A 26,733-nucleotide genomic window follows, 5' to 3' on the forward strand; every position below is an offset into this window, starting at 1 on the left:
GTGAGGACGGATCACGCGCCGCCACCTTGGGGGACCCCAGATGCCTGCGACGCTCACCTTCGACGATGAGTTCAATTCCCTCAGCCTGTGGAATGGCGCATCGGGCACCTGGTCGACCACGCCGGCCTATGAGGACGACCGGGGCAACGGCTCCTCCCTGCCGAGCAACGGCGAGCAGGAGTGGTACATCAACGCCAATTATGGCCCGACATCGTCGGTGCACCCGTGGACCGTCGACAACGGCATCCTGACGCTGACCGCGCAGAAGGCCGATCCCTCGATCGCGGGCGATCTCGGCTATGCCAAGTATGGCTCGCTGGGCGCCTATCAGTACACGTCCGGCCTGATCGAGACGAACCACTCCTTCACCCAGACCTACGGCTATTTCGAGATGAAGGCGCAGCTGCCGGCCGGCCAGGGGTTGTGGCCGGCGTTCTGGCTGATGCCGGCCAACGGCGCCTGGCCGCCGGAGCTCGACGTCGTCGAGGCGCTGGGGCGGGACACCTCGACCATCTACACGACGGTCCATACCGAGGAGACCGGCGCTCACACCCAACAGGCCCTGGCGACCAACGTCGGCGACTGGTCCGCCGGCTACCACACCTATGCGGTGGACTGGGAAGCCGACAAGGTCACCTTCTTCTACGACAACAAGCCGATCTATCAGGTCGACACCCCGGCCGACATGCACGGCCCGATGTACATGATCGCCAATCTGGCCATGGGCGGCGGATGGGCGGGCAGCGTCGACGCCTCGACGCCGCCAGTGGCGCAGATGAACATCGACTACATCCGGGCCTGGTCGTCCAACCCCTATGCGGATGGCGCGCCGCCCGCGCCGCCGGCCGCCACCGGTGGGGTCTCCACCCCGGCCGACGGCAATCAGACGCTCGTCGCCCCCGATAGCGGCGGCTCACTGCAGGGCGGGGCGGGTGACGACACCCTGACTGGCGGCGCTTCGGGTTCGAACTACCTGCGCGGCGCCGCGGGCGACGACCAGATCCAGGGCGGCTCTGGCTTCGACGACATCAACGGCAACGAGGGCAACGACACCATCCACGCCGGCGCCGGCGACGATTGGGCGGTCGGCGGCAAGGGCGACGATCTCGTCTTCGGCGAGGCGGGCAACGACATCGTCTATGGCAACCTGGGCAACGACACCCTGTTCGGCGGTTCCGGCGACGACATCGTGCGCGGCGGCCAGGGCGACGACGTGCTGAACGGACAGGACGGCAACGACTGGCTCTCGGGGGACCGCGGCCACGACACCCTCACCGGCGGGGCGGGCACGGACACCTTCCACACCTTTTCCGGCGCCGGCGTCAGCGTGGTCACCGACTTCAACCCAGCCGAGGGCGACCGCGTGCAGGTCGATCCGGGCGATACCTACACGGTGAGCCAGCAGGGCGCGGACGTGGTCATCGACATGACCGGCGGCGGCGAGATGGTCCTGCAGCACACCGAGCTCTCGGCCCTGCACGACGGCTGGATATTCGGGGCCTAGCTGTCGGCCGTGGGCGCCCGCGGGCCGCGCGCCTGACTTGACAAGAGCGGCGCGGGCTGGGCCACTCCAGGTAGATTTCGTCGGTGGTTTCGTGGGTGCGACCATGCCGGTATCCAGCGAGACCGTGACGGCTGTCGGCAGCGGCCTGGTGTTCCAGAACACCTATGAGCCCGGCGTCACCGATGGCTACCGCGCCGCCGTCCTGACGGCTGAGACCTATTTGCAGAGCCACATCAGCAATTCGGTCACGATCCAGGTCGACTGGGTCTTCGACGCGGTGGACAAGGATTTCGCCGCCACCAATTCCTTCAGCGCGGGCGTCGTCGGCTACAGCGCCCTCAAGGCCGCGCTCTCGGCCCATGCCTCGAGCTCGGACGACCTGCTGTCGGTGGCGGGCCTGCCGACGCTCGATCCGTCGGGCGGGGCGCGATTCATCATCCCGGTGGCGCAAGCCCACGCGCTCGGTTTCCTCACCGCTCCCGTCGACTTCGACGTGCAGGTGACGCTTGGCTCTGGGGACGTCTGGAGCTTCGGCGACGATGCGGTCGCGGCCATCGTGCACGAACTCTCGGAGGGGGCTTTCGGCCGGGTCGGCAGCCTCGGCAAGGGCGCGGGCGCGCCGCACTGGGCGCCGATGGATCTCTTCCGATTCTCCCTCGCCGGCGTGCGCGACTACACAGGCGGGGCTGACGGCATTGCGACCTATTTCGGTGTCGACGGCGCCCATGTGGTCCCCGACCTGCAGTTCCACAATTCCGTCGACCCCACTGGCGTCTCCGACCATCAGGACCTCGCCGACTGGGACAACACCTTCGACGACGCCTTCGGTCCGGGCGGCGGCGGCTCGTTCAACCATGTCTCGAACACCGACCTGCAGATCCTCGACGTCCTGGGGTGGGACCTGCGCACGCCGGATGCGCCGTTCACGGCGGGTGACGACTTCGCCAGCGACCCGACGGACACCAGCCACCCCTTCGGCCAGCTGAGCCTGGGCGTCACCGCCCACGGCGTGCTGCAGGGCGCAGGCGACCGGGATGTCTTCGCCGTCGCCGTGGGGCCGGGCAACTACCTCATCAGCGAGACCGGCGCGACGGGCGGCGGCGGCACGCTGAGCAACCCGTTCCTGCGAGTCTACGACTCCGCCGACGGCGTCCTGGTCCGCCAGGCCGACGACATCATCCCCGGCCAGAACCTGGACTCCCGGCTCGTCATCCACATCGGCACGGCCACGACCCTCTACGTCTCGGCGGGCTCGCACCTGGACGCCGGCTCCGGCTCCTATTCGATCGACATCCTGCAGGGCGCCGCGGCCTCGACGACCGGCAATGACATGTTGTTCGGCGACATCGGCGGCTCGACAATCACGGCCGGCGCCGGAGACGATACGGTCGTCGGCCGCGACTCGCAGAACTACCTGCGCGGCGAAGACGGCAATGACTCCATCCAGGGCGGCGCCGCATTCGACGACATCAACGGCAACGTGGGCAATGACACCATCCACGGTGGCGAGGGCGACGACTGGGTCGTGGGCGGCAAGAACGACGATGTCCTGTTCGGGGACGACGGCAATGACATCGTTTACGGCAACCTCGGCAACGACACCTGCGTGGGGGGCTGGGGCAACGACCTGATCCGCGGCGGGCAGGGCGACGACAGCCTGTCGGGCGGGGAGGGCGACGACTGGCTCTCAGGCGACCGCGGCAACGACACCATCACCGGCGGCGCCGGCGCCGACACCTTCCACACCTTCAATGGCGCCGGCCTCGATGTGGTGACCGACTTCAATTCCGCCGAAGGCGACCGGGTACAGCTCGATCCGGGCACGACCTTCACCCTGCGCCAAGCCGGCGCCGACACGATCATCGATCTGGGGGCGGGCGACGAGATGATCCTACGAAACGTGCAGCTCTCGACGCTGCCGCCCGGCTGGATCTTCGGCGCCTGAAGGGCTCGTCAGAGCCCGCGCAGGTGGCGCAGCAGTTCGGCGTTCTCGATGCGGGCCCGGCGCTCGTTGATCTCCTGGAAGAGCGTGGCGGGGCCGGCGTCTTCATCGAGCGGGACGCCGTGCGAGGGCGACGGAAAGGCGTGGGACTGTGGCTTCGGCGAGAAGTCGCGGTCAGGCGTCATGGCTCTGATCTCCCATCCCCGCACCCGGGGCGTCCCATCCGTTAAGGTATCATTTACCTCTCGGACCGGCCAGAGGGCGGCGAGGCAGGAAAACTATTCCCGAAGTCACGATCGCTTGAGGCGAACCGGCCGGCAGCATTCGCCAAAGCGCCGAAATTGCCCAACACGGGTCACGAAAGGCTTGGCTTCGCCGGACTTCGAGACGTAATCTTCGCAAATCAACGCCGCGTCGCGCGCCCGGCCAGGGCCTTCTGCCTCAGCAGTCCGCTAGCCCCCCGCGAGAGTAGAGCGTTTCGGGAAGGAATGCGTTTTGCAGCGGACGAGTAGTTGGGGGCCTGATTACTTCCATAAGGTCGTAGACTGTCAGTGGGCGTGCCCGGCCCATACGCCGGTGCCGGAGTACATCCGCCTCATCGCGGAGGGCCGCTACACCGACGCCTACATGGTGAATTGGAAGTCCAACGTCTTCCCGGGGATCCTGGGACGGACCTGCGACCGCCCGTGCGAGCCCGCCTGCCGGCGCGGCCGCGTCGAGGACGAGCCGGTGGCGATCTGCCGACTGAAGCGCGTCGCGGCCGACAACAAGGCGGGCATCGCCGACCTGCTGCCCCGCCCGGCGGCCCAGTCCAACGGCAAGCGCGTGGCCCTGGTGGGCTGTGGCCCGGCCTCGCTGACGGTGGCCCGCGACCTGGCCCCGCTGGGCTACGAGATCACCATCTACGACGGCGAGAGCAAGACCGGCGGCATGATCCGCAGCCAGATTCCGCGTTTCCGCCTGCCGGAAGAGGTCATCGACGAGGAGGTTGGCTACATCACAGCCCTTGGCGGCATGGATATCCGCCTGGGCTCGCGGATCGACAGCCTGAAGGCGCTGCTGGGCGAAGGCTACGACGCCATCTTCGTGGGCTCCGGCGCGCCGCGTGGCCGCGACCTGGACATTCCCGGCCGGACAGAAGCCGCCGGCAACATCCACATCGGCATCGACTGGCTCTCGTCCGTCTCCTTCGGCCACATCGACAAAATCGGCCGCCGGGTGATCGTCCTGGGCGGCGGCAACACCGCCATGGACTGCTGCCGCACCTCGCGCCGGCTGGGCGGCGAGGACGTCAAGGTGATCGTCCGTTCGGGCTACGAGGAAATGAAGGCGTCCCCCTGGGAGAAGGAGGACGCGATCCACGAGGACATCCCGTTCATCAACTTCCGCGTGCCCAAGGCCTTCACCCATCAGGACGGCAAGCTGACCGGCGTGCTCTTCGAGGTGGTCCGGGCGGAGTTCGACGAGAAGGGTCGGCGCAAGCTCGTGCCCTCGGGCGAGCCGGACGAGCACTACGAGTGCGACGACGTGCTCGTCGCCGTGGGCCAGGAGAACAGCTTCCCCTGGATCGAGCGCGACATCGGCCTTGAGTTCGACGACTGGGGCATGCCGCAGGTCAATCCGATCACCATGCAGGCCTCCATCCCCGGCGTCTTCTTCGGCGGCGACGCGGCGTTCGGGCCCAAGAACATCATCTGGGCCGTGGCCCACGGCCACGACGCGGCCGTCTCCATCGACAAGTTCTGCCGCGGCGACGACGTCAGCCTGCGCCCGGCGCCGGATGTCACCCTGATCAGCCAGAAGATGGGCATCCACGAGTGGAGTTACGACAACGACGTCTCGAACGACCTGCGCTACCGGGTGCCGCTGCGCGACAAGGCCGTGGCGCTGAAGGACGTGCGGCTCGAGGTCGAGCTCGGGTTCGACCGTGAACTCGGCTTCAAGGAGGCCCAGCGCTGCCTGAACTGCGACGTGGAGACGGTGTTCACCGACAGCCTCTGCATCGAGTGCGACGCCTGCGTCGACATCTGCCCGGTGGACTGCATCACCTTCACCGAGGACGGCGAGGAGGGCGAGCTGCGCACGCGGCTCAAGGCGCCGTCGGTGAACCTCGACCAGGACCTCTATGTCTCCGGCGCCCTGCCGACCGGTCGGGTGATGGTCAAGGACGAGGACGTCTGCCTGCACTGCGGGCTCTGCGCCGAACGGTGCCCCACCGGGGCCTGGGACATGCAGAAGTTCCTGCTCGAGATGACCCACGCCGAGGGGGCGGCATGCCAGAGCAAGTAAAGCCTCGCGTGAACGACTTCGTCGTCAAGTTCGCCAATGTGAACGGTTCGGGATCGGCCTCGGCCAACGGGCTCTTCGCGCGCGCGATCATCCGCATGGGCGTGCCGGTGGCGGCGCGCAACATCTTCCCCTCGAACATCCAGGGCTTGCCGACCTGGTACGAAGTCAGGATCACCGAGGCCGGGCGTCTGGGCCGGCGCGGCGGCGTCGATCTGATGGTCGCCATGAACCCGCAGACCTGGGATCGCGACATCGCCGAGATCGAGACCGGCGGCTATCTGTTCTACGATTCCACCAAGCCGATGCCGGCTGCGAAATTCCGCGAAGACATCACGGTCGTGGGCGTGCCGCTGACCGCCATGTGCAACGCGAAATACCAGGTCGCGCGCGAGCGCCAACTGTTCAAGAATATCGTCTATGTGGGCGCATTGGCTGCACTCTTGGGGATCGAGATCGAGACGATCCAGGCGCTCATCTCCGAGGATTTCGCCGGCCGCCAACGGCTGATCGACGCCAACTTCGAGGCCCTCAAGATGGGCCACGACTATGTCACCCAGACCCACGAGCCGCTGCGGCTGCAGGTGCGCCGCGCCGACCAGGTGGGCGACCGCATCTATGTCGAGGGCAACGCCGCCGCGGCCCTGGGCGCCGTCTATGGCGGAGCGACCGTCTGCGCCTGGTATCCGATCACGCCCTCGACCTCGCTCGCCGAGGCCTTCACCGCCTACTGCAAGGACCTGAGGACCGATCCGGAGACCGGCCAGGCCCGCTACGCCATCGTCCAGGCCGAGGACGAGATCGCCTCCATCGGCATCGTGGTCGGCGCGGGCTGGAACGGCGCGCGGGCGTTCACCGCAACCTCCGGGCCGGGCATTTCGCTGATGACCGAGTTCATCGGCCTTTCGTACTTCGCCGAGATCCCGGCGGTGATCTTCGACGTGCAGCGCGGCGGCCCCTCCACCGGCATGCCGACCCGCACCCAGCAGGCCGACCTGATCGGCGCCGCCTACGCCAGCCACGGCGACACCAAGCACCCGATGCTGCTGCCCGCCGACCCGGGCGAATGCTTCGAGATGGGCGCGCTCGCCTTCGATCTCGCCGACCGGCTGCAGACCACCATCTTCGTGATGCTCGACCTCGACATCGGCATGAACGAATGGCTGACCCAGCCCTTCGCATGGGACGACGCGCGCCGCCTCGACCGCGGCAAGGTCATGACCCACGACGAGCTGGAGGCAGGCCGGGATTTCGGCCGCTACCTCGACGTGGACGGCGACGGCATCCCCTACCGCACCTATCCAGGCGTCCATCCGACGAGGGGCGCCTATTTCACCCGCGGCACGTCGCGCAACCCCCAGGCGCGCTATTCCGAGGAAGGCTCGGTCTACGTCGACAACATGCAGCGGCTGCTGCGCAAGTTCGAGAGCGCCAAGGCGCTGATGCCCGCGCCGGTCCTCCGCAAAGCCAAGCGCAAGACCCGCGACGGGGCGATCTACTTCGGCTCCTCCACCGGCGCCATGCACGAGGCCCTCGACGCCCTGGAGGGGCAGGGGCGCCATGTCGATGCGCTGCGGGTGCGGGGCTTCCCGTTCAGCGACGAGGTCTATGAGTTCATCGCCGCCCACGACCGGGTGTTTGTGGTCGAGCAGAACCGCGACGCGCAGCTTCGAACCCTCATCGTCACGGAGGGCGAGGTCGATCCCGGCAAGCTCACGCCCGTCCTGCACTACGACGGCACGCCCATCACCGCGCGCTTCATCGCCGGCCAGATCGGGACGTTGATGTCGGTGGGCTCCGTCATCGAGGCTGCGGAATGACCTACATCACCAAGCCCCAGCTGCATCACCCGGGCCTGGCCAAGAACGCCCTGGGCTTCACGCGCCGCGACTACGAGGGCTCGGTTTCGACGCTCTGCGCCGGCTGCGGCCACGACTCCATCTCGGCCGCGATCATCCAGGCGGTCTATGAGCTCGAGCTGCCGCCGCACCGCATCGCCAAGCTGTCGGGGATCGGCTGCTCGTCGAAGACGCCGGACTATTTCCTGGGCAACAGTCACGGCTTCAATACCGTGCACGGCCGGATGCCCTCGGTGCTGACCGGGGCGAACCTGGCCAACAAGGACCTCATCTACCTGGGCGTCTCCGGCGATGGCGATAGCGCCTCGATCGGCCTGGGCCAGTTCGCCCACGCCATGCGGCGTGGCGTGAACATGCTCTACATCGTCGAGAACAACGGCGTGTACGGCCTGACCAAGGGCCAGTTCTCGGCCACCTCCGACAAGGGCTCGAAGTCCAAGCGTGGCGTGGTCAATCACGACGCCGGCATCGACCTCGTGGGCATGGCTCTGCAACTCGGCGCGACCTACGTGGCCCGCTCGTTCTCCGGCGACAAGGAACAGCTCACGCCGCTGATCAAGGCCGGCCTGATGCACAAGGGCGCGGCCTTCATCGACTGCATCAGCCCGTGCGTGCAGTTCAACAATCACGACGGCTCGACCAAGAGCTTCGACTATGTGCGCGAGCACAACGAGGCGGTGAACCGGCTGGACATGATCACCCCGCGCGCGCCGATCCACGTGGACTATGCGCCGGGCGAGACCGTGACGGTCGTCCAGCACGACGGCCAGGTGCTCAGCCTGCACAAGCTGGCCGAGCTCTACGATCCCAGCGACCGCGCCGCGGCGCTGGGCTTCCTGCAGTCCAAGCAGGCGCAGGGCGAGATCGTCACCGGCCTGCTCTATATCGATCCCGACTCCGAGGACCTGCACGCGGCGCTGGACACCGTGGCGACCCCGCTGAACGAGCTCAGCCAGGACGAGCTGGTGCCGGGCGCGGCCGCGCTGGCCAAGATCAACGCGGGCCTGCGCTAGACCCCGCGATCACCGCTTGCGCCGCGCCGCGGCGGCCTGTGCGGCGGTCATCGGCAGTTCGTCCAGCGTCAGCTTGCCGTCGCCGCGCTTGTCGAGCCGCCTGAAACGGCGGTCGGCTGCGGCCAGGAATTCGGCCTTGGTGATGCGGAAGTCGAGGTTGGTGTCGGCCGCGGTCACGGGCTCCGGCTCGGCCAGCAGGCCATAGGCCGCCGCGCCTTCATACTCGATAGGCGCAAGCCGTTGCGCGCCCAGGCCGCCCGTCGGGCCCCGCACCCCTTCTTGGCCCGGCAGCTGCTCGCTCGGCGGGCCCTGGGGCCCTTGACCCTGCACAAGGATCAGCTTCGGCGCGATCGCCCCCACCCGCTGGCGGCCCAGGACGTCGGGGACGACGCGGTTCTCGTAGAAGGCGACCTCGGTCGAGTCGAGCACGCCGTCGCCGTTGGAATCGAGGGCGTCGAAGAAGCCGGCGTGGTCGGCGCGGAACTCCGCCTTGTCGATGACGCCATCGTGGTTGGCGTCGGCCTGTTTGAACCAGAGCACCACCGGGTACGGCTCGCCGGGGCGGCCGCGATAGGGCTCGCCGCATGGGCTGACGAACAGTTGGGTGAAGCCGGCGGCTTCCGGTGTTCCGGGCGCAGGCGCCGCCGTCGCGGCGCCGCCCAGCACGGCGAGGCCGCAAAACATCAGGGTTGCCCGTCGCATCAGTCGTCGCTCGCCGCCAACTCGCCCACCACGAAGGCATCTTCCTCCGCCCGGACCAGCCCTTCAAGCACCTCGGCCACGTCGGTCGGACCCACGATCAGCACCAGGCCCAGGCCGCAGTTGAAGGTGCGGCGCATCTCGACGTCGGAAACCCCGCCGGTCTGCTGCAGCCATTCGAACACCGGCGGCAGGGTCCAGGCGTTCCAGTCGAAGCGGGGGACCAGTCCGTCGGCGATGGCCCGCGGCGGGTTCTCGGTGAGCCCGCCGCCGGTAATGTGCGCCAAGCCCTTCACGCGCCCGGCCTTCAGGTGCGGCAGCACGGTCTTGATGTAGATTCGGGTGGGCGTCAGCAGCGCTTCGGCAAGGGTCTGCCCCGGCGCAAACGGAGCCGGCGCGTCCCAGGCCAGGCCCGAGCGCTCGACGATCCGCCGGACCAGGGAATAGCCGTTGGAATGCGGCCCGGAGGACGCCAGGCCGATCATGAGGTCGCCCGCCTTCTGGTCGGCGAGACGCGGCAGCACCTGGGCCCGGTCGACTGCGCCGACGCAGAAGCCCGCCATGTCGTAGTCGCCGCCCGAATACATGCCCGGCATTTCGGCCGTCTCGCCGCCCACCAGGGCGCAGCCGGCCTGGCGGCAGCCCTCGGCGATGCCGGCGATCACCGCGGCGGCGGCCTCGACCTCCAGCTTGCCGGTGGCGTAATAGTCGAGGAACAGCAGCGGCTCGGCGCCCTGGGCCAGCAGGTCGTTGACGCACATGGCCACGAGGTCGATGCCCACCGTGTCGTGGCGGCCCGTCTCGATGGCGAGCTTCAGCTTGGTGCCGACGCCATCGGTTGTGGTGACCAGCAGCGGATCGTCATAGCCGGCGGCCTTCAGGTCGAACAGCGCGCCGAACCCGCCCAGCGACGGCGTCGAACCGGGCCTTGCCGTGGAGCGCGCGAGCGGCTTGATGCGTTCGACCAGGGCGTTACCGGCGTCGATATCCACGCCGGCTTGCGCATAGGTCAGTCCGTTGGGCCGGTCGCTCATGGAAGGGTCAGGCCTTGGCTAGGGAGGAAATGGACGCAGTGCGCGCAACACGGGCTTGCAGACTCGCATCGCGGCGGGGCTATAGCTAATCGATGACGCCGATCACAACCACCGCCGACCTCGCGGCGTTCTGCGACAAACTGAAAGGCCAGCCCTTCGTCGCCGTGGACACCGAGTTCATGCGCGAGACGACCTACTGGCCCAAGCTGTGCCTGATCCAGGCCGCGTGCTCCGCGGCCGAGGCGACGATCGACCCGCTGGCCGAGGGCCTCGACCTCGAGCCGTTCCTGGAAATCCTGCGCGACGAGACCATCCTCAAGGTCTTCCACGCCGCGCGCCAGGACGTGGAGATCTTCAACAACCTGAAGGCCATGCCCCGGCCGCTGTTCGACACCCAGGTGGCGGCCATGGCGGCGGGCTTCGGCGAGCAGATCGCCTATGACGCCCTGGTCCGCCAGACCCTGAAGATCGAGCTCGACAAGAGCAGTCGTTTCACGGATTGGGCGCGCCGGCCGCTGTCGGACAACCAGCTCACCTATGCCCTGGCAGATGTGACCCACCTCGCCAATGTCTATCCGATCCTGCGCAAGCGGCTGGAGGCCGAGGGCCGGCTGGGCTGGGTCGGCGACGAGATGTCGAACCTCACCGATCCGGCGCTCTATGACGTCGAACCGGACAATGCGTGGAAGCGGCTGAAGCCGCGGCGGCACACGACGAAGTATCTCGCGGTCTATCGGGCCGTCGCGGCCTGGCGCGAGCGGACGGCTCAGCTGCGCGACCAGCCCCGCGGCCGCATCCTGAAGGACGAGGCGATCGACGAGATCGCCACCCAGGCGCCGATCGATTCCGACGCGCTGGACCGCCTGCGCTCGGTGCCCAAGGGCTTCTCGGGCTCGCGCTTCGGGCCCGACCTGATCGCCGCCGTACGCGAGGCGCTGCGCGACCCGGAAGCCTACGCCCCGGTAATCGAGAAGACCCGCACACCCTCGTCGCCCGCCGCAGGGGCGGTGGTCGAACTGCTGAAGGTGCTCCTGAAAGCGCGGGCGGAGGAGACCGGGGTGGCCTCCAAGCTGATCGCCACGGTCGCCGACCTTGAACAGATCGCCAATGACGACGCGGCCGACACCGCGGCGCTGAAGGGCTGGCGGCGGGAAGCCTTCGGCGAGGACGCCCTGAAGCTGAAGCGCGGCGAGCTGGCCCTGGTGCTCGACGGCGCACGCGTGCGGGTCGTGGAGGTCCGCCGGGCCCCGAAAACGGCCAGCGCAGGCTGATTTCCGCGGCCAACCTCCGATCCTGAGGATAATTCCAAGCCTCTGAACGGTTTGGCGTTTTCCGTTCCCTCCGGGGGTTGTCCACAGCTCGTCCACCGACTATCTGGCAGATCACCCACAGGCCCGCTCTGCAGACCCGTTGCGCCCGGCCCGGGGCTGGAGGAAGGTGTCCTTGCCGAGAGGAACTGCGGCGCGGGCGGACCGGGCAACCGGAAGGTCCACGAAGCGGGAGGCTCTCAGGGGCGGCGGTTTGAAGGGGTGACCTGGAGGACTTCCGAAACTGAGGCGCCGGGGGTGGCGAGACGCGGAGGGGGCGACCCCGGCGCGACGGACGCCTCCGGACCTTGAAGGCCTAGATCCCCCAACGGATCTGGTTCAGAGGGCGGCGGATCGGGCAACCGGACCGTCGCCCTCTTGCTATTTGGGCCGCCCGCGATGCGAGGGCTGGCGCCCGGCCCCCACCGCGGTCAATCTGTCATCGACAGCGGATACGACGCCGACAGGCGCGATCCGTTGGCAGATCGCAGGGGGGGAGGGCGGCATGCGGATTTCCAAGACGGTGGCTCGCGTGGGCGCGGCGGCGGTCCTGCTGGCGGCAGGCGCGGTTCAGGCGGCGGGGCCGCGGACCATCGGGCCGGCCAGCACGGCGCGACCGCACGCGATCCCCGGCGGCTTTGACCTGCCCAACGGCTGGCGGATCACGCCGGCCGGCCAGAACCTGGGCGTCACCGGCGACCTGGTGATGAAGATGCTCACCGCCCCCGACGGCCGGGCTGTCGTGGCCGTCAACTCAGGGTATCTGCCGCACGGCCTGACGGTGATCGATCCGGCGACCCGCAAGATCGTGCAGCGCATCGCACTGGCGTCGACCTGGCTGGGTCTCGCCTGGTCGCCCGACGGCAAGACCCTCTACGTCTCCGGCGGCAACGCCGCGGGCCCGAAGGCGCCGGCGAAAGCCCCGATCTATGCCTTCGCCTATGCGCACGGGCGGCTGTCGCAGACCCCGGTCGCACAGTTCGACGAGACCTTGCCGATGGACCAGGTGGGCTGGGCCGGCGTCGCCCATCACCCGACCAAGCCCCTGCTCTACGCCGCCAACCGCGGGGTCGGCATGGACGCCACCCCCGTCGTGGTGTTCGACGCCGACACCCATGCGCTGGTGGCCCGCATCGCGGTGGATGTGAGCCCCTACGAGCTGGTGTTCTCCAAGGACGGCGCGCGGCTCTATGTGTCGAACTGGTCGAGCCGCTCGGTCAGCGTCATCGACACGGCGCAGAACCGGACCATTGGGACCATCGCCGTGGGCGCCAATCCCAACGAGATGGTGCTCGGCCCCGACGGACGGCTCTACGTCGCCTGCTCCGGCGACAACACGGTCCATGTCATCGACACCCGGGCCGGGGCGGTGATCGAGCGGATCTCCACCACCCTGCAGCCCCGCGCCCCGGAGGGTTCGACGCCCGACGCCCTGGCGCTCGATGTGGCCCGCGGCCTGCTCTACGTGGCCAATGCGGACAACAACGACGTGGCGGTCATCGACGTGAAGACGCCCGGGCGCAGCGTGGTGAAGGGCTTCGTGCCGGTGGGCTGGTATCCCTCGGCGCTGGCCATCGCCGAGAAGGGCGGGGCGCTCTACGTCGGGGCCGGCAAGGGCGAAGCGGCCTATCCGACACCACATGGCCCACATGCCCCCGGCGGCCAGCGCGAGAGCATCAAGACCCTGCAGGTCAGCACCTTGGAGCGCGTGCCCCTGGCCGGGGTCACTCGGCGGTTGCCCGCGCTGACGAAACAGGCGCTCGCCAATTCGCCCTACAGTGACGAGTTGTTGACGCAGGCCCGGGCGCCGGCCGCGCCCAGCGTGATTCCGCGCGCCGTCGGGGCCGGCTCGCCGATCCAGCACGTGATCTACGTCATCCGGGAGAACCGCACCTACGACCAGGTGCTGGGCGACCTCGGCCGCGGCGACGGCGACGCCAACCTGACGCTGTTCGGCCGCAAGGTGACGCCCAACGCCCATGCGCTCGCCGAGCAGTTCGTGACGCTCGACAACCTCTACGCCGACGGCGAGGTGAGCGTGGACGGTCACTCCTGGTCCAACGCGGCCTACGCCACCGACTACAACGAGAAGACCTGGCCTTCGAACTACGCCGACCGATCCGACGTGAAGCCCGCCCCGGCCTACTATCCGCCCGCCGGCCACAGCTGGGATTTGGCGCGGCGCAAGGGGCTGACCTATCGCAACTATGGCGAATACGGCCGCCGGGTCAGCACCGGCGACCCGATCACGCCGTCGCCGGGGGCCGACGCGCTTTGGGGCCACCTGAGCCCCGACTACATCGGCTTCAACGCGCGTGACCGCGACAACCTGGCGGTCTTTCTGAAGGAATTCGACCAGTTCGAGGCCAATTTCGACAGCCCCGATCCGGCCAAGCGGCTGCCGAACCTGGTGGTCATGTCCATGGGCGAGGACCACACCCGCGGTTCGAAGCCGGGCGCCTTCACCCCGGTGGCCATGGTGGCGGACAACGACTGGGCCGTCGGCCAGCTGGTGGAGCGGGTCAGCCACTCGAAATACTGGGCCTCGACGGCGATCTTCATCATCGAGGACGACGCCCAGGACGGGGCCGACCATGTGGACGCCCGGCGCACCGTGGGCCTGGTGGCCAGCCCCTACATCAAGCGCGGCGCGGTGGATTCCACCCTCTATTCGACGACCTCGTTCCTCAGGACGTTCGAGCTGCTGCTCGGTCTGCCGCCGATGAGCCAGTACGACGCCGGGGCGACGCCGCTATACGCGGCCTTCGCCGACAAGCCGGACCTGACGCCATTCACGGCCCTGCCGGCCCAGGTCGACCTGTTCGAGAAGAACGCCGAGACCGCCTGGGGCGCGCAGGAAAGCGCCAGGATGAATTTCGCCGAGGCCGACCGCGCGCCGATGCGGCGGCTGAACGAGATCATCTGGAAGAGCGTCAAAGGTCCGGCCGCCAAGGTTCCCGCGCCGACGCACCGCTTCCGCGCGCTTGCCGATGCGCCGCAGGACGACGACGACCGATAGGCTGCGGCCGATCGGGCTAGGCGAGTTCGAGTTTCAGCCGCAGCGCCGTGGCGAGCGTGCCGGCCCGCTTGGCGGTCTGTTCGCCCAGCAACATGTCCTCCCAGCCGGGCGCGGCGGTGAGCAGCAGCCGCTCGCCGCGCACGGCCAGGCTGGAACGCTCCAGGAGCCGCGGGTTGCGCCCGGAGAGGTCGCAGCCCAGTCGGATGGCGGCGCCCAGGGCGCGGGCCCGCTGGCGGCGTTCCGGCGTCAGCACCCGGGCGATGGTCGGCTCCTCGGGCGTCAAGGCCGCAGCGGAATGGCGGGAGAAGACGCAGCTCGCCAGGAAGGCGCGTTCCGGGTGGTCCATGCCGGCGATCGGCGCGCGCAGGACCTGCTCGAATGCGATGTCGGCCCGATGGTCGGGGTGCAATCGCGCGCCCAGATCGGCCAGCCGGCAGGCGGCGGCCAGCAGGATCGCGTCGCGGGCCCCGAACATCGCCGGCAGGTGTTCGAAACTGGGCGAGATCCACGCCTCCAGCGCCCCGCCGAGGTCGGTGGAAAGGCCCCGCACCGCGGTCAGCACCTCGCAGCCCTCGATCAGCGGGTCGCGCTTGCGGACGTCCGGCTCCATGGCCTCCAGCAGCAGGCCCTCACGCAGGCCAAAGGCGGAGACCTTGATACGCTCGACCTTCAGGGCCTCGATCGCCTGCTCCAGAACCAGGGCGGCATAGGGCAGGGTCTCGAAGCGCCGCTTGGACAGGCCCTCGATGCGCTGCAGGGAGGCCTTCGACTGCCGTTCCACGAAGCGGGCCAGGTCGACCGCGTCGCTGCGGCCCATTTCGTACTGATGGGCGACCCGCAGCGGATAGCCGGCAAGCTCCATGTGCAGCAGGGCCAGGTTTCGCCAGGCCCCGCCGACCGCGTGGAACTCGCGGCTGGCGAAGCGCTCGGCGTGCGCCTCCAGCGCCATCTCGATCACCCGGCGGGTGCGGTCGATGACCAGCGGCCGCGGGGCGCCGAGCGCAAAGGGGCCGAGCGGCAGGCTGACGCCGTCGGCCGGCGCCTGGCCATCGAGCCGGATCAGCTCCAGGCTGGAGCCGCCGAGGTCGCCGACCACGCCATGCGCCGCCGGATCGCCGGCCAGCACGCCCAGCGCGGCGTAGCGGGCCTCTTCCTCGCCGTTCAGCAGGCGGACCGCGAGCCCGGTCTCGTCGCGCACCCGCTTGAGGAACATGGCGCCATCGGCGGCGTCGCGCACCGCGGCCGTGGCGACGGAGATGACTTCCTCCGCCTTCCAGCCGTCGAGCAGGGCGCGGAAGCGGCGCAGCACGACGATCGCGGCCTCGACGCCTTCGGGCGACAGCCGGCCGGTGGCGGGCAGGTCGCGGCCCAGCCCGGCCAGGGCCTTTTCGTTGTAGACGGTCCAGATGGCGCGGCCGTCCAGCCGATAGATCACCAGACGGACAGAGTTGGAGCCGACGTCGATGACCGCGGCCTGGCGAGGCTCGGCTCGGCTATCCGCGCGGGGCCACATGATCGATCGCGCGCGGCATGTCCTTCACCTTCTGGCCTCGGCCGGACAGACTGGGGTTGGTCATGAAATACTCGTGCGCGGAGAATGCGCTCGGATGGTCCCAGGACGGGTCCCGCGTATAGCGGCCTTCCGCGTCCAAGGTCCAGCTCTGGGCTTCGTCCTTCATGTTGGCCACCAGGATCTGCTGCAGAACCTGCTGGTGCACCGTCGGGTTCTCGATGGGCGTCAGGCACTCGACGCGTCGGTCGAGGTTGCGCGGCATCCAGTCGGCCGACGAGATATAGACCCGGGCTTCCGATGAGGGCATGGGCGCCCCGTTGGCGAAGGCCACGATCCGCCCGTGCTCCAGGAACCGGCCGACGATGGACTTGACCCGGATGTTGTCGGACAGCCCCGCAACCCCCGGCCGCAGGCAGCAGATGCCGCGCACCACCAGGTCGATGGCGACCCCGTCGCGGCTGGCGGCGTAGAGCGCGTCGATGATCTCGGGGTCCACCAGGGCGTTGAGCTTGGCCCAGATCGCCGCCGGCTTGCCGGACCGCGCGTTCTCCGTCTCCTGGCCGATCAGCCGCAGCAGGTCGCGCTTCATGGTCACGGGCGAGAAGGAGAGCTTCTCCAACCCCTCCGGCTGGGCGTAGCCGGTGACGTAGTTGAACAGCCGGATGGAGTCGCGGCCCAGCGCCGGATCGGTCGTGAACAGCGACAGGTCGGTGTAAACGCGCGCGGTCACCGAGTGATAGTTGCCGGTGCCGAAGTGGCAGTAGGTGCGCAGGCTGTCGGCCTCGCGGCGAACCACCACCGACAGCTTGGCGTGGGTCTTGTACTCGATGAAGCCATAGACCACGTGCACCCCGGCCCGCTCCAGGTCGCGGGCCCACTTGAGATTGGCTTCCTCGTCGAAGCGGGCCTTGATCTCGACCACCGCGGTGACGTTCTTGCCAGCGTCGGCCGCCTCGATGAGCGCCGCCACGATCGGGCTGTTCTTGGAGGTGCGGTAGAGCGTCTGCTTGATGGCCAGCACGTTGGGGTCGTGGGCGGCCTGCCGCAGGAACTGCACCACCACGTCGAAGCTCTCGAACGGGTGGTGGACCAGGATGTCCTTCTCGCGGATCGCGGCGAAACAGTCGCCGGCGTGATCGCGGATGCGTTCGGGGAAACGCGGTTCGAATGGCTTGAACTTCAGCTCGGGCCGGTCCGCCGGGATCAGCTGGTTCAGCTCATCGAGGCCCAGCAGGCCGTCGATCAGCATGATGTCCTGCGGCTCGGCGTGCAGGTTCTCGCAGATGAAGCCGCGCAGCTCTTCGGGCATGGCGGCCTCGAGCTCGACGCGGACCACCGAGCCCATGCGGCGCTGCTTCAGCAGCGCCTCGAACTCGCGGACCAGGTCCTCCGCCTCTTCCTCGATCTCCACGTCCGAGTCGCGGATCAGGCGGAACACGCCCTGGCCCAGCACCTCGCAGCCGGGAAACAAGTGGTCGACGAACAGGGCGACCAGACCTTCCAGCGAAACGAACCGGCGCTCGGACTTGCGCCTTGCGCCCTTGGGCAGCTCCCAGAAGCGCGCCACCTGGGCCGGGATCGGCACCAGCGCATAGAGCAGCCGGTTGTCCGACAGCCGCCGGATCTTCAGCACCAGCGAGAAGGCGAGGTTTGGAATGAACGGGAAGGGGTGCGCCGGGTCGATGGCCAGCGGCGTCAGCACGGGAAATAGCTGGCTGAGGAAGGTTTCCTCCAGCGCGGTCTTCTCGGCCTCGGTCACCGCCTCGGCGGGGACGACGGTCAGGCCGGCGTCGGCCAGCTCCTCGCACAGTTCGCGCCAGCGGACCTGCTGGTCGCTCATCAGGTCGGCGGCCTCGGCATTGACCGCGGTGAGCTGCTCGGCCGGCGTCAGGCCGTCCTGGCTGACCACCTGGACGCCCTCGCGGACCTGAGCCTTCAGGCCGGCCACGCGGACCATGTAGAATTCGTCGAGGTTGTTGGCGCTGATCGCCAGGAAGTTCAGCTGCTCGAGCAGCGGGTGGCGCGGGTTCTTGCTTTCCGCCAGGACCCGGCGATTGAAGGCCAGCCACGACAGCTCGCGGTTGATGAACCGGGCCGGCGAGGCGGCGAGCGCCTCGTCCCAGTCGTGCGCCACGCGCTCGGCCTCGATCGCGGTATGCGATGCGACGGGCGCGGCGTAGGTCATCAACATCCTCCGAAGCTTGCGGATTGCTCTTAAGCTTAACCGCCGACCTTAACTGGGGTGTGAATATTCCCACGAAAAGGCCAGATTTTGGTTAATCGTTCTCCAGGAGCTGGCGCGCGAGCACGCGGGAGACCGGCCTGACCTGATCGGGCGCTTCGTCGAGCCGGCGCACGATCTCCCGCGCGCTGGTCGCCGAGCGCTCGATGCGGCGCAGCAGATAGGGGATGACATCCTCTCCCGGCCGGATGTTCCGCTCCTTGAAGAACTTCTTGAGCACGCCTTCCAGCACCTCGTCGTCCGGCTCCTCGATCTCGGCGATGAACAGCGCGTTGAGGCGTGAGCGCAGGTCGGGCAGGGCGGCGGGCCAGGCGGCCGGTTTGACGCGCGCGGTGATCAGCAGGCCGCCGCCATCGCGGGCAGCGAGGTTGATCAGGTGGAACAGGGCTTCCTCCGCCACGCCCTGGTCGACGTCCTCCAGCAGCACCGGCCGCCCGGCCGCCGCGGCGATGTCGGGCGCCAGCCGGTCGAGCGCCACGGCGCCCACGTTCGCGGCCCAGGCCCGCGCCAGGTGGGTCTTGCCGACGCCCTCGGGCCCGACCAGCGCCAGGCAACCGCCCGGCCAGCGCGGCCAGGAATCGACGGCCGCCAGCGCCTGGGCGTTGGAGGGCCCGTGCACGAACTCGTCGCGGGAATGGGAGGCGGGCCGGCCCAGCCTCAGACGAAGCTGTCGCGCCATGGCGTTCTAGGATGCGAGGTCACGGGCAAGCTCTTAAGACATCCCTCCTCTTTAGGGGAGGGTGGACGACGCGAAGCGTCGGCCGGGTGGGGTCCGAGGGCCAGGATTTCCGCGTCGGGAGCTTGATCGTGCTCCCCAGACCCCGACCGCTTCGCGGCCTTTCCCTCCCCTAAAGAGGAGGAGGGCGCCTATTCCGCGCCGGCCGCCGGCATGTCGCGGCTGGACATCAGGGTCCAGCCCTCGGGCTTGAGCAGCTCGATCGGTGAGAAGCGGACCTTGTAGTCCATCTTCTCGGAGCCGCGGACCCAATAGCCGAGATAGACGTAGGGAAGGCCCGCCAGTCCTGCCTGGATCACGTGGTCGAGGATCGCGAACGAGCCCAGGCTGCGGCGGCTCAGCGTCGGGTCGTAGAAGCTGTAGACCAGGGACAGGCCGTCGCTCATCACGTCGACGAGGGCGCAGGCCATCAGCTCCCCTGGCCCGACGTCCGGCGATCTGAGCCGGTATTCGACGATGTGGGTGCGGACCGCGGTGTCCTCGACCATGGCCACGTAGTCCGGCCAGGTCATCTCGGCCATGCCGCCGTCGGCGTGACGGATGGTCAGGTAGCGGCGCAGCAGGTCGAACTGCTCCATGGTCGCCTCGGCTTCCACCAGGCGACGCTCGAGGTCCTCGTTGCGGGCCAGCGTCTTGCGCTCCCCGCGCGAGAAGACGTAGTCGTCGGCCGGGATGCGCGCCGAGACGCAGGCCTGGCAGCTCTCGCAGGCCGGGCGGTAGGCGATGTTCTGGGAGCGGCGGAAGCCGACCTGGGTCAGGCTGTCGTTGACCGCGGCGCCGTCGGCCAGCGGCAGGTGGGCGAAGACTTTGCGCTCATAGCGTTCGGGCAAGTAGGGGCAGGGCGACGGCGCGGTCAGGAAGAACCTGAGCTGACGGGTCGGGAAGTGCTGCGTCACGGACTTTCGATCGCCTTCGCCTGTTGCACCGCTTCCGTCGGATTAGGCGTCATGCCGGGCGCTTAGGCAAGGGGCTGCGCCTGCGGCTAGAGGCCTGAATCCGGGGGAAGAACCGGAGCCTCCCGCAACAACACGATGGCGATGCGGCGGTTGCCGGGAAGCGCCGGATCGTCGGGATAAAGCGGCTCCGAGGCGGCCTTGCCGGAAACCTGGTAGATCCGGTCGGCATCGACGCCCGCGCTCTGCAGCACCTTGCGCGACGCTTCGGCGCGCCCCGCCGACAGCGTCCAGTCGCCCTCGGCCTTGCCGCCCCCGACATTGGCGGAGGTGTGGCCGTAGATGCTGATGCGATTGGGAAGCTGGTTGATGACCTTGGAGACGGCCCTGAGCAGCAGGGCGGCCCGCGGGTTCGGCTTGGTGGAGCCCTGCTCGAACATCGAGCGGCCTTCCTGGTCGACGAGCTGGATGCGCAGGCCCTCCGGCGTCTGGTCGACGATGATGTTCTTCGACAGTTCGGCCAGCTCTGGCATGTCCTGCAGCGACTGACGCAGCGACTGGGCGGCCGAGGCGAAGGCGGCTTCCTCGCGCTTCTCCAGCTCCTTGCGCAGCGCCTCGGTGGAGGCGTTCTCGGCGTTGGCCTTCGAGGCGTCCTTGTTCTTGCCCTGGTTCGGGTTCTTCGAATCCGGGGCCAGTTCCTGGATGATCGAGGAGGAGCCGGCGGATTTCGAACCATCGGCGCCGAGCGCCGTGCCGCCCAGGATCCCGCCCGAGCCGGAGGTGGTCTCCGAGACGCTGGCCGGGGCGAAATAGTCCGCGATGCCGCGCTTCTGCTCCGGGCTCGTGGTGTTGATCAGCCACATCAGCAGGAAGAAGGCCATCATGGCCGTCACGAAGTCGGCATAGGCCACCTTCCAGGCGCCGCCATGGTGGCCGCCGCCCTGAACCTTCTTGATCTTCTTGACGAGGATCGGCTGGTCGCCCACCGACATGGTTCACCCCAAGGGAGCCTGTTCGAGTCGGGGCAGGGTGCGCGGGCGGCCGTTAAGATGGCGTTGCGCGCACGGTTAATGAGGAGCGGAATTTCGAGATGAAGGTCGCGTTCGCGGGTCTGGGGGTCATGGGCTTCCCCATGGCCGGGCATCTGGCCAAGGCGGGCCACGAGATGGCGGTGTTCAACCGCTCGCCGGAGAAGGCGCGCCGCTGGGCGGAAACCTTTGGCGGCGAGGCCTGCGCCACGGCGGGTGAGGCGGCGCAGGGCGCCGAGGTCTTCGTGCTCTGCGTCGGCAATGATGACGACGTGCGCCAAGTGGTCGCCGAGGCCCTGCCGAAGATGGCGCCGCGCGGGGTGGTCGTCGACCACACCACCACCTCGGCCGTAGTGGCCCGCGACATGGCCGAGATGGCGGCCGGCGGCGGCGGGGCCTTCGTCGACGCCCCCGTGTCCGGCGGCCAGGCGGGGGCCGAGAACGGCCAGCTGACCATCATGTGCGGCGGCGAGGCGGGCGCCTACGCCAAGGTCGAGCCGGTGATCGCGGCCTACGCCAAGGCCAGCCGCCTGATGGGGGGCCCGGGCTCCGGTCAGCTCACCAAGATGGTCAACCAGATCTGCATCGCCGGCGTGGTCCAGGGCCTGGCCGAGGGCCTGCACTTCGCGAAACGCGCGGGGCTCGACCCGGCCGGCGTCTATGAGGCGATCTCCAAGGGCGCAGCCCAGTCCTGGCAGATGGACAACCGCTGGAGGACCATGAGCGAGGGCAAGTTCGACTTCGGTTTCGCCGTCGACTGGATGCGCAAGGACCTGGGCCTGTTGCTCGACGAGGCGACCCGCAACGGCGCCAAGCTCGACATGACCGCCATGGTCGACGGCTTCTATGCCGAGGTGCAGGCGATCGGCGGGCGCCGCTGGGACACCTCCAGCCTGGTGGCGCGACTGGAGACGCCCGCTCAGGAGAAGACGGGACAGTGACCGAACTACGCACCGAGCGCCTGACCCTCACCGAGGTGACCCTGGACGACGCCGAATTCGTCCTCGAGCTGCTCAACGATCCGGGCTGGATCCGTAACATCGGCGACCGCGGCGTGCGCACCCTCGACGACGCGCAGGCCTATATCCGCGATCGCTTTTCCAAGTCCCTCTGGTTCGTCGTCCGCGACCGGTCCGGGGAACGCCTCGGCATGTGCGGCCTGGTCGACCGCGACGGGCTCGACCACCACGACATCGGCTACGCCTATCTCGAGCGCCACTCGGGCCAGGGCTACGCCACCGAGGCGGCGCGCGCGGTGCTGGCGCATGCACAGGCGGCGTTGGGCCACGAGACGATCCTGGCCATCACGGCGCCGGACAACACGCCGTCCCAGCGCGTGCTGGAGAAGATCGGTCTCAGGTTCGTGCAGATGATCAACCTGCCCGGCCACGCCGAGCCCAGCGCATTGTTCACCACCTGAGGGCCGGCCGCATGGCGGATGACAGCGCCCACCGCCTAGATGATCATGCGGTGACAGACTTGCGGCGGGAGGATGGACCATGGGGCGGACAACGAAGGTCTTGACGGACGGTGTCTACTTCGGCGAGGGCCCGCGCTGGCGGGACGGCCGGCTGTGGTTCAGCGACTTCTACGCCCACGCCGTGAAATCGGTCTCGCCGGCCGGCGACCTGCGGATCGAGTTCGAGATCGACGATCAGCCCTCCGGCCTGGGCTGGCAGCCCGACGGGTCGATGCTGATCGTCTCCATGACCAAACGCCAGGTGCTGCGCCGCTCGCCCGATGGCGCCGTCGCGATCCACGCCGACCTCGGCCACATCGCGACCTTCCATTGCAACGACATGGTGGTCGATTCCGCCGGCGGAGCCTATGTCGGCAACTTCGGGTTCGACCTCGACGCGGCCATCGAGAGCCGCGGCGTGGAGCGCGTCCTGGCCGAGCACCCGACCGCCAAGCTCGCCTACGTCGCTCCCGACGGCCAGAGCCGCATCGCCGCCGAGGACATGCACTTTCCGAACGGCCCGGTGATCACGCCCGACGGCAAGACCCTGATCGTCGGCGAGACCCTGGCCGGCGTGCTCACCGCCTTCGACATCGGCGCGGGCGGCGACCTCACGGGCCGCCGCGTCTGGGCGCCGACCTCGCCGCGGGTCCCCGACGGCATCTGCCTCGACGCGGACGGCGCCATCTGGGTCGCCAACCCCATCGCGCCGGAGTGCGTGCGGATCGCGCAGGGCGGAGCCGTGCTGGAGGTGATCGAGACCGGCGCGCCCTGCTTCGCCTGCATGCTGGGCGGCGAGGCCGGGCGGACCCTCTTCATGCTCACCGCCTCGGGTTCGGGCTCCGCAGAAGCCTCCGCCGCCCAGACGGGCAAGATCCTGACAGCCGAGGTCGACAGCCCGCGGGCGGGCCGCCCCTAGGCCCCCAGCATCCGCGCCGCCCGCGGGGCGAAGTAGCTGATCACGCCGGCCGCACCGGCGCGCTTGAAGGCGCCGAGGCTCTCCAGGATCGCCCGCTCTTCGTCGAGCCAGCCGTTCTGGGCGGCGGCCATGAGCATGGCGTACTCGCCCGACACCTGGAAGGCGAAGGTCGGCACGGCGAAGGCGTCGACCACCTGGCGCACGATGTCGAGGTAGGGCAGGCCGGGCTTGACCATCACCATGTCGGCGCCCTCGGCGATGTCGAGGGCCACCTCGCGCAGCGCTTCGGCGTGGTTGGCCGGGTCCATCTGATAGGTCTTCTTGTCGGCGGGGTTCTCCACCGAGCCCGTGCCCAGCTTCCCGGAGCCGATCGCCTCGCGGTAGGGCCCATAGAAGGCCGAGGCGTATTTCGCCGCATAGGACATGATCATCACGTCGGTCAGGCCCTCGGCCTCGAGCGCCTTGCGCAGGGCCCCGCACCGCCCGTCCATCATGTCCGACGGCGCGAGGATATCGCAGCCGGCCTTGGCCTGCATGATCCCCTGGGCGACCAGCTGCTCGACCGTGGCGTCGTTCACCACCTTGCCGTTCTCGATGATCCCGTCGTGGCCGTGGTCGGTGAACGGGTCGAGCGCCACGTCGCACATGATCCCGACCTCGGGGGCGGCGTCCTTCATGGCCTTCACCGCGCGGGCCACCACCCCGTCCGGATCGAGGGCCAGGGCGCCGGCCGCGTCCTTCTTGGCGCCGTCGATGTGCGGGAAGACGGCGATCGCCGGGATGCCCAGCGCCCTGGCCTCCTTCGCGGCCGCGGCGCAGTCCTTCACCGAGAGGCGGCTGATCCCGGGCATGGAGCCCACCGGGACCTGGCCATCTCCCTCGTGCACCACCATCGCCCAGATCAGGTCGGCCGGCGTCAGCACCGTCTCGCGCACGAGGCGGCGGATCCAGTCCGCCTGGCGCAGGCGGCGCAGGCGAAGGGCCGGGTAGGCGGCAAGCGGGGCCTTGGTCATGGCCGGGAAGTCGCCCATCGGGGCGCGCGATGCAAGGTCTGGCGTTGACTTGAGCCGCCGGCGGCGCGAGTTGCGGGACCATGGATTTCAGCCTTACCGACGACCAGCGGGCGATCGAGGACGCGGCCCGCGCCTTCGCAACCGCCGAGCTCGCGCCGCACTCGGCGCGCTGGGACGAGGAGAAGCATTTCCCCGTCGACGTGCTCCGCAAGGCCGCCGAGCTGGGCTTCGCAGGCCTCTATGTGCAGGAGGATGTGGGTGGCTCGGCCCTGAGCCGCCTCGACGCCTCGATCGTCTTCGAACAGCTCTCCTATGGCGACGTGACGACGGCCGCCTTCATCTCGATCCACAACATGGCCTCGTGGATGATCGACCGGTTCGGCCAGGACGAGCTCAGGAAGCGCTACCTGCCGCGGCTGACTTCGATGGAGCTGATCGCCTCCTATTGCCTGACGGAGCCCGGCTCCGGCTCCGACGCGGCGGCCATGAAGACCACGGCCCGGAAGGACGGCGACGACTACCTGCTGAACGGCGCCAAGGCCTTCATCTCCGGCGCCGGCGTCTCGGACGTCTACGTGGTCATGGCCCGGACCGGCGGGGAGGGCGCGGGCGGGGTCTCGGCCTTCGTGGTCGAGAAGGATTTCCCCGGCCTGTCGTTCGGGGCGCAGGAGCGGAAGATGGGCTGGAACGCCCAGCCCACCGCCCAGGTGAACTTCGACGACTGCCGCGTGCCGCAGGCCAATCGGATCGGCAGTGAAGGCGACGGCTTCAAGTTCGCCATGGCAGGCCTCGACGGCGGGCGGATCAACATCGCCTCCTGCTCGCTGGGCGGGGCGGGCTTCGCTCTGGATACCGCCAAGGCCTACCTCGAAAGCCGCAAGCAATTCGGCCGCGCGCTGAAGGAGTTTCAGGGTCTGCAGTGGCGTCTCGCCGACATGGCGACCGAGCTGGAGGCGGCGCGGCTGATGGTGCGGCGCGCGGCCCATGCGCTGGACCAGAGGAGCCCCAAGGCCACCCAGTACTGCGCCATGGCCAAGCGGTTCGCCACCGACGCCGGCTTCGAGGTGGCCAACCAGGCCCTGCAGCTGCATGGCGGCTACGGCTACCTGAGGGACTTTCCCTTGGAGCGCATCGTGCGCGACCTGCGGGTCCACCAGATCCTCGAGGGCACCAACGAGATCATGCGCGTGATCATCGCCAGGGAGCTGTTCCGCTAGTGGAAGACGCAGAGGTCATCATTCGGCTCGAAGGCCGGGTCGGGCGGATCACGCTCAACCGACCGCAGGCGCTGCATGCGCTGACCACCAACATGTGCCGCGAGATGATCGCGGCGCTGAGCGCGTGGCGCGACGACCCGGCTGTGGAGCTGGTGCTGCTCGACCACACCGGCGAGCGCGGGTTCTGCGCCGGCGGCGACATCCGCAGCCTCGCCGAGAGCGCCCGCGGCGATGGCCTGGCGAACCACGAATTCTTCTTCACCGAGTACCGGCTGGACCATCTGCTGTTCCACTATCCGAAGCCCAAGGTGGCGATCATGGATGGGGTGGTGATGGGCGGCGGCGTCGGCATCGCCCGGCCCTGCCGGTTCCGGGTGGGCACCGAGCGGACCACCTTCGCCATGCCGGAGACGGGCATCGGCCTGTTCCCCGACGTCGGCGGCAGTTGGTACCTGTCGCGCATGCCCGATCATATCGGGACCTGGCTGGCGCTCACCGGCGCGCGGCTGAAGGCGGCCGACTGCGAGCTGGTGGGCATGATCACCGACTATGTGGAAAGCGCCGACCTTCCGGAGCTGAAGGACCGGATCATCAAGGATCCGGCCGCGGTGGAGACCCTGCTCACCGAGTTCGAGGCCGAGGCGGGCCGGCCGCCGATCGCCGGCCATCAGGACGAGATCGCCCGCGCCTTCGCCGGCGACAGCGTCGAGGGGATCGTCGCGGCGCTCGAGGCTCTGGGCAGCGACTGGGCCCGCGAGCAACTGGCGATCATCGCCACCAAGTCACCGCTCTCCACCAAGATTGCGCTTCGCCAGATGCGTGAGGGCGCCCGCGCCCACGCCTTCGCCGAGGTCATGACCATGGAGTATCGCATCGCCCACCGGCTGGCGGTCTCCCACGACTTCCTGGAAGGGGTGCGCGCGGTAATCCTCGACAAGGACAACAAGCCCCGGTGGGACCCGCCCACCCTAAAGGCCGCCAGCGAGGCCATGGTCGACGCCATTTTCGCGCCCCTGGCTTCCAACCTTGAGTGGTCGCCCCTACCTTGAC

21 protein-coding genes are annotated in these 26,733 nt (G+C 68.9%); 12 read left to right on the forward strand and 9 right to left on the reverse strand.

Annotated features, from left to right (window positions below):
• The first annotated feature begins 40 nt into the window (after positions 1-40).
• Positions 41-1,504 (forward strand): family 16 glycosylhydrolase, encoded by a 1,464-nt coding sequence (locus VGT80_RS07250; protein WP_327454295.1) that lies wholly within the window; start codon positions 41-43, stop codon positions 1,502-1,504.
• A gap of 103 nt (positions 1,505-1,607) precedes the next feature.
• Entirely contained in the window at positions 1,608-3,449 is a 1,842-nt protein-coding gene (locus VGT80_RS07255) for an NF038122 family metalloprotease (RefSeq protein ID WP_327454297.1), read from the forward strand.
• Between the two features lie 8 nt (positions 3,450-3,457).
• Here the strand turns inward: VGT80_RS07255 and VGT80_RS07260 are convergent, their stop codons facing one another.
• The gene (locus VGT80_RS07260) at positions 3,458-3,631 is read right to left on the reverse strand and encodes a hypothetical protein (protein ID WP_327454299.1); all 174 of its coding nucleotides are present in this window, start codon (positions 3,629-3,631) and stop codon (positions 3,458-3,460) included.
• A 310-nt stretch (positions 3,632-3,941) separates the two neighbouring features.
• Between VGT80_RS07260 and VGT80_RS07265 the strand changes: the two genes are divergently transcribed.
• The 3 genes from VGT80_RS07265 to VGT80_RS07275 are packed head-to-tail and all read left to right on the forward strand — an operon-like array spanning position 3,942 to position 8,604.
• Entirely contained in the window at positions 3,942-5,735 is a 1,794-nt protein-coding gene (locus VGT80_RS07265) for an FAD-dependent oxidoreductase (protein ID WP_327454301.1), read from the forward strand.
• Between the two features lie 8 nt (positions 5,736-5,743).
• Positions 5,744-7,552 carry a 2-oxoacid:acceptor oxidoreductase subunit alpha gene (locus VGT80_RS07270; protein WP_327454303.1) on the forward strand — a complete coding sequence of 603 codons (1,809 nt, stop codon included), beginning with the start codon at positions 5,744-5,746 and terminating at the stop codon, positions 7,550-7,552.
• Positions 7,549-8,604 (forward strand): 2-oxoacid:ferredoxin oxidoreductase subunit beta, encoded by a 1,056-nt coding sequence (locus VGT80_RS07275; RefSeq protein WP_327454305.1) that lies wholly within the window; start codon positions 7,549-7,551, stop codon positions 8,602-8,604. Before VGT80_RS07270 ends, VGT80_RS07275 begins: the two co-directional genes overlap by 4 nt.
• 9 nt (positions 8,605-8,613) lie before the next feature.
• On the opposite strand, the gene VGT80_RS07280 is transcribed toward VGT80_RS07275, so the two are convergent.
• Together VGT80_RS07280 and purM are read right to left on the reverse strand one after the other, a co-directional pair.
• Positions 8,614-9,306 (reverse strand): hypothetical protein, encoded by a 693-nt coding sequence (locus VGT80_RS07280; protein WP_327454307.1) that lies wholly within the window; start codon positions 9,304-9,306, stop codon positions 8,614-8,616.
• Positions 9,306-10,337, reverse strand: coding sequence for a phosphoribosylformylglycinamidine cyclo-ligase (purM, locus tag VGT80_RS07285; protein ID WP_327454308.1), 1,032 nt, complete (start codon positions 10,335-10,337; stop codon positions 9,306-9,308). Before purM ends, VGT80_RS07280 begins: the two co-directional genes overlap by 1 nt.
• Before the next feature lie 92 nt (positions 10,338-10,429).
• On the opposite strand from purM, the gene rnd reads away from it, so the two are divergent.
• Positions 10,430-11,608: a ribonuclease D gene (gene rnd / locus VGT80_RS07290; RefSeq protein WP_327454310.1), complete on the forward strand. Its 1,179-nt coding sequence runs from the start codon at positions 10,430-10,432 to the stop codon at positions 11,606-11,608.
• A 541-nt stretch (positions 11,609-12,149) separates the two neighbouring features.
• Complete coding sequence (locus tag VGT80_RS07295; protein ID WP_327454312.1) at positions 12,150-14,663, forward strand: bifunctional YncE family protein/alkaline phosphatase family protein; 2,514 nt, start codon at positions 12,150-12,152, stop codon at positions 14,661-14,663.
• 16 nt (positions 14,664-14,679) lie between these two features.
• Here the strand turns inward: VGT80_RS07295 and VGT80_RS07300 are convergent, their stop codons facing one another.
• From VGT80_RS07300 to VGT80_RS07320, 5 genes are all read right to left on the reverse strand, one after another.
• The gene (locus VGT80_RS07300; RefSeq protein WP_327454314.1) at positions 14,680-16,176 is read right to left on the reverse strand and encodes a Ppx/GppA phosphatase family protein; all 1,497 of its coding nucleotides are present in this window, start codon (positions 16,174-16,176) and stop codon (positions 14,680-14,682) included.
• A complete protein-coding gene (locus VGT80_RS07305; protein ID WP_327454316.1) occupies positions 16,157-18,361 on the reverse strand; it encodes an RNA degradosome polyphosphate kinase in 2,205 nt (734 codons plus the stop codon). The genes VGT80_RS07300 and VGT80_RS07305 overlap by 20 nt, the downstream gene beginning before the upstream one ends.
• Before the next feature lie 91 nt (positions 18,362-18,452).
• On the reverse strand, positions 18,453-19,097 hold the full coding sequence (locus VGT80_RS07310; protein ID WP_327454318.1) for a DnaA ATPase domain-containing protein: 645 nt from the start codon (positions 19,095-19,097) through the stop codon (positions 18,453-18,455).
• A gap of 188 nt (positions 19,098-19,285) precedes the next feature.
• Entirely contained in the window at positions 19,286-20,050 is a 765-nt protein-coding gene (locus VGT80_RS07315; RefSeq protein ID WP_327454320.1) for an arginyltransferase, read from the reverse strand.
• 86 nt (positions 20,051-20,136) lie between these two features.
• Positions 20,137-21,039, reverse strand: a complete 903-nt coding sequence (locus tag VGT80_RS07320) for a flagellar motor protein MotB (protein ID WP_327454322.1) — start codon at positions 21,037-21,039, stop codon at positions 20,137-20,139.
• A gap of 98 nt (positions 21,040-21,137) precedes the next feature.
• On the opposite strand from VGT80_RS07320, the gene VGT80_RS07325 reads away from it, so the two are divergent.
• From VGT80_RS07325 to VGT80_RS07335, 3 genes are all read left to right on the forward strand, one after another.
• Complete coding sequence (locus VGT80_RS07325; RefSeq protein WP_327454324.1) at positions 21,138-22,016, forward strand: NAD(P)-dependent oxidoreductase; 879 nt, start codon at positions 21,138-21,140, stop codon at positions 22,014-22,016.
• Positions 22,013-22,495 carry a GNAT family N-acetyltransferase gene (locus VGT80_RS07330; protein ID WP_327454326.1) on the forward strand — a complete coding sequence of 161 codons (483 nt, stop codon included), beginning with the start codon at positions 22,013-22,015 and terminating at the stop codon, positions 22,493-22,495. The genes VGT80_RS07325 and VGT80_RS07330 overlap by 4 nt, the downstream gene beginning before the upstream one ends.
• A gap of 79 nt (positions 22,496-22,574) precedes the next feature.
• Complete coding sequence (locus tag VGT80_RS07335) at positions 22,575-23,453, forward strand: SMP-30/gluconolactonase/LRE family protein (RefSeq protein WP_327454328.1); 879 nt, start codon at positions 22,575-22,577, stop codon at positions 23,451-23,453.
• Here the strand turns inward: VGT80_RS07335 and hemB are convergent.
• On the reverse strand, positions 23,450-24,466 hold the full coding sequence (gene hemB / locus VGT80_RS07340) for a porphobilinogen synthase (RefSeq protein WP_327454330.1): 1,017 nt from the start codon (positions 24,464-24,466) through the stop codon (positions 23,450-23,452). The two genes, VGT80_RS07335 and hemB, sit on opposite strands and share 4 nt — an antisense overlap.
• An 80-nt stretch (positions 24,467-24,546) precedes the next feature.
• On the opposite strand from hemB, the gene VGT80_RS07345 reads away from it, so the two are divergent.
• Positions 24,547-25,683, forward strand: a complete 1,137-nt coding sequence (locus tag VGT80_RS07345) for an isobutyryl-CoA dehydrogenase (protein ID WP_327454332.1) — start codon at positions 24,547-24,549, stop codon at positions 25,681-25,683.
• Complete coding sequence (locus tag VGT80_RS07350) at positions 25,683-26,732, forward strand: enoyl-CoA hydratase/isomerase family protein (protein WP_327454333.1); 1,050 nt, start codon at positions 25,683-25,685, stop codon at positions 26,730-26,732. Before VGT80_RS07345 ends, VGT80_RS07350 begins: the two co-directional genes overlap by 1 nt.
• Position 26,733 lies beyond the last annotated feature (1 nt).

The organism is Phenylobacterium sp., assembly GCF_035944335.1.
GTDB lineage: Bacteria > Pseudomonadota > Alphaproteobacteria > Caulobacterales > Caulobacteraceae > Phenylobacterium.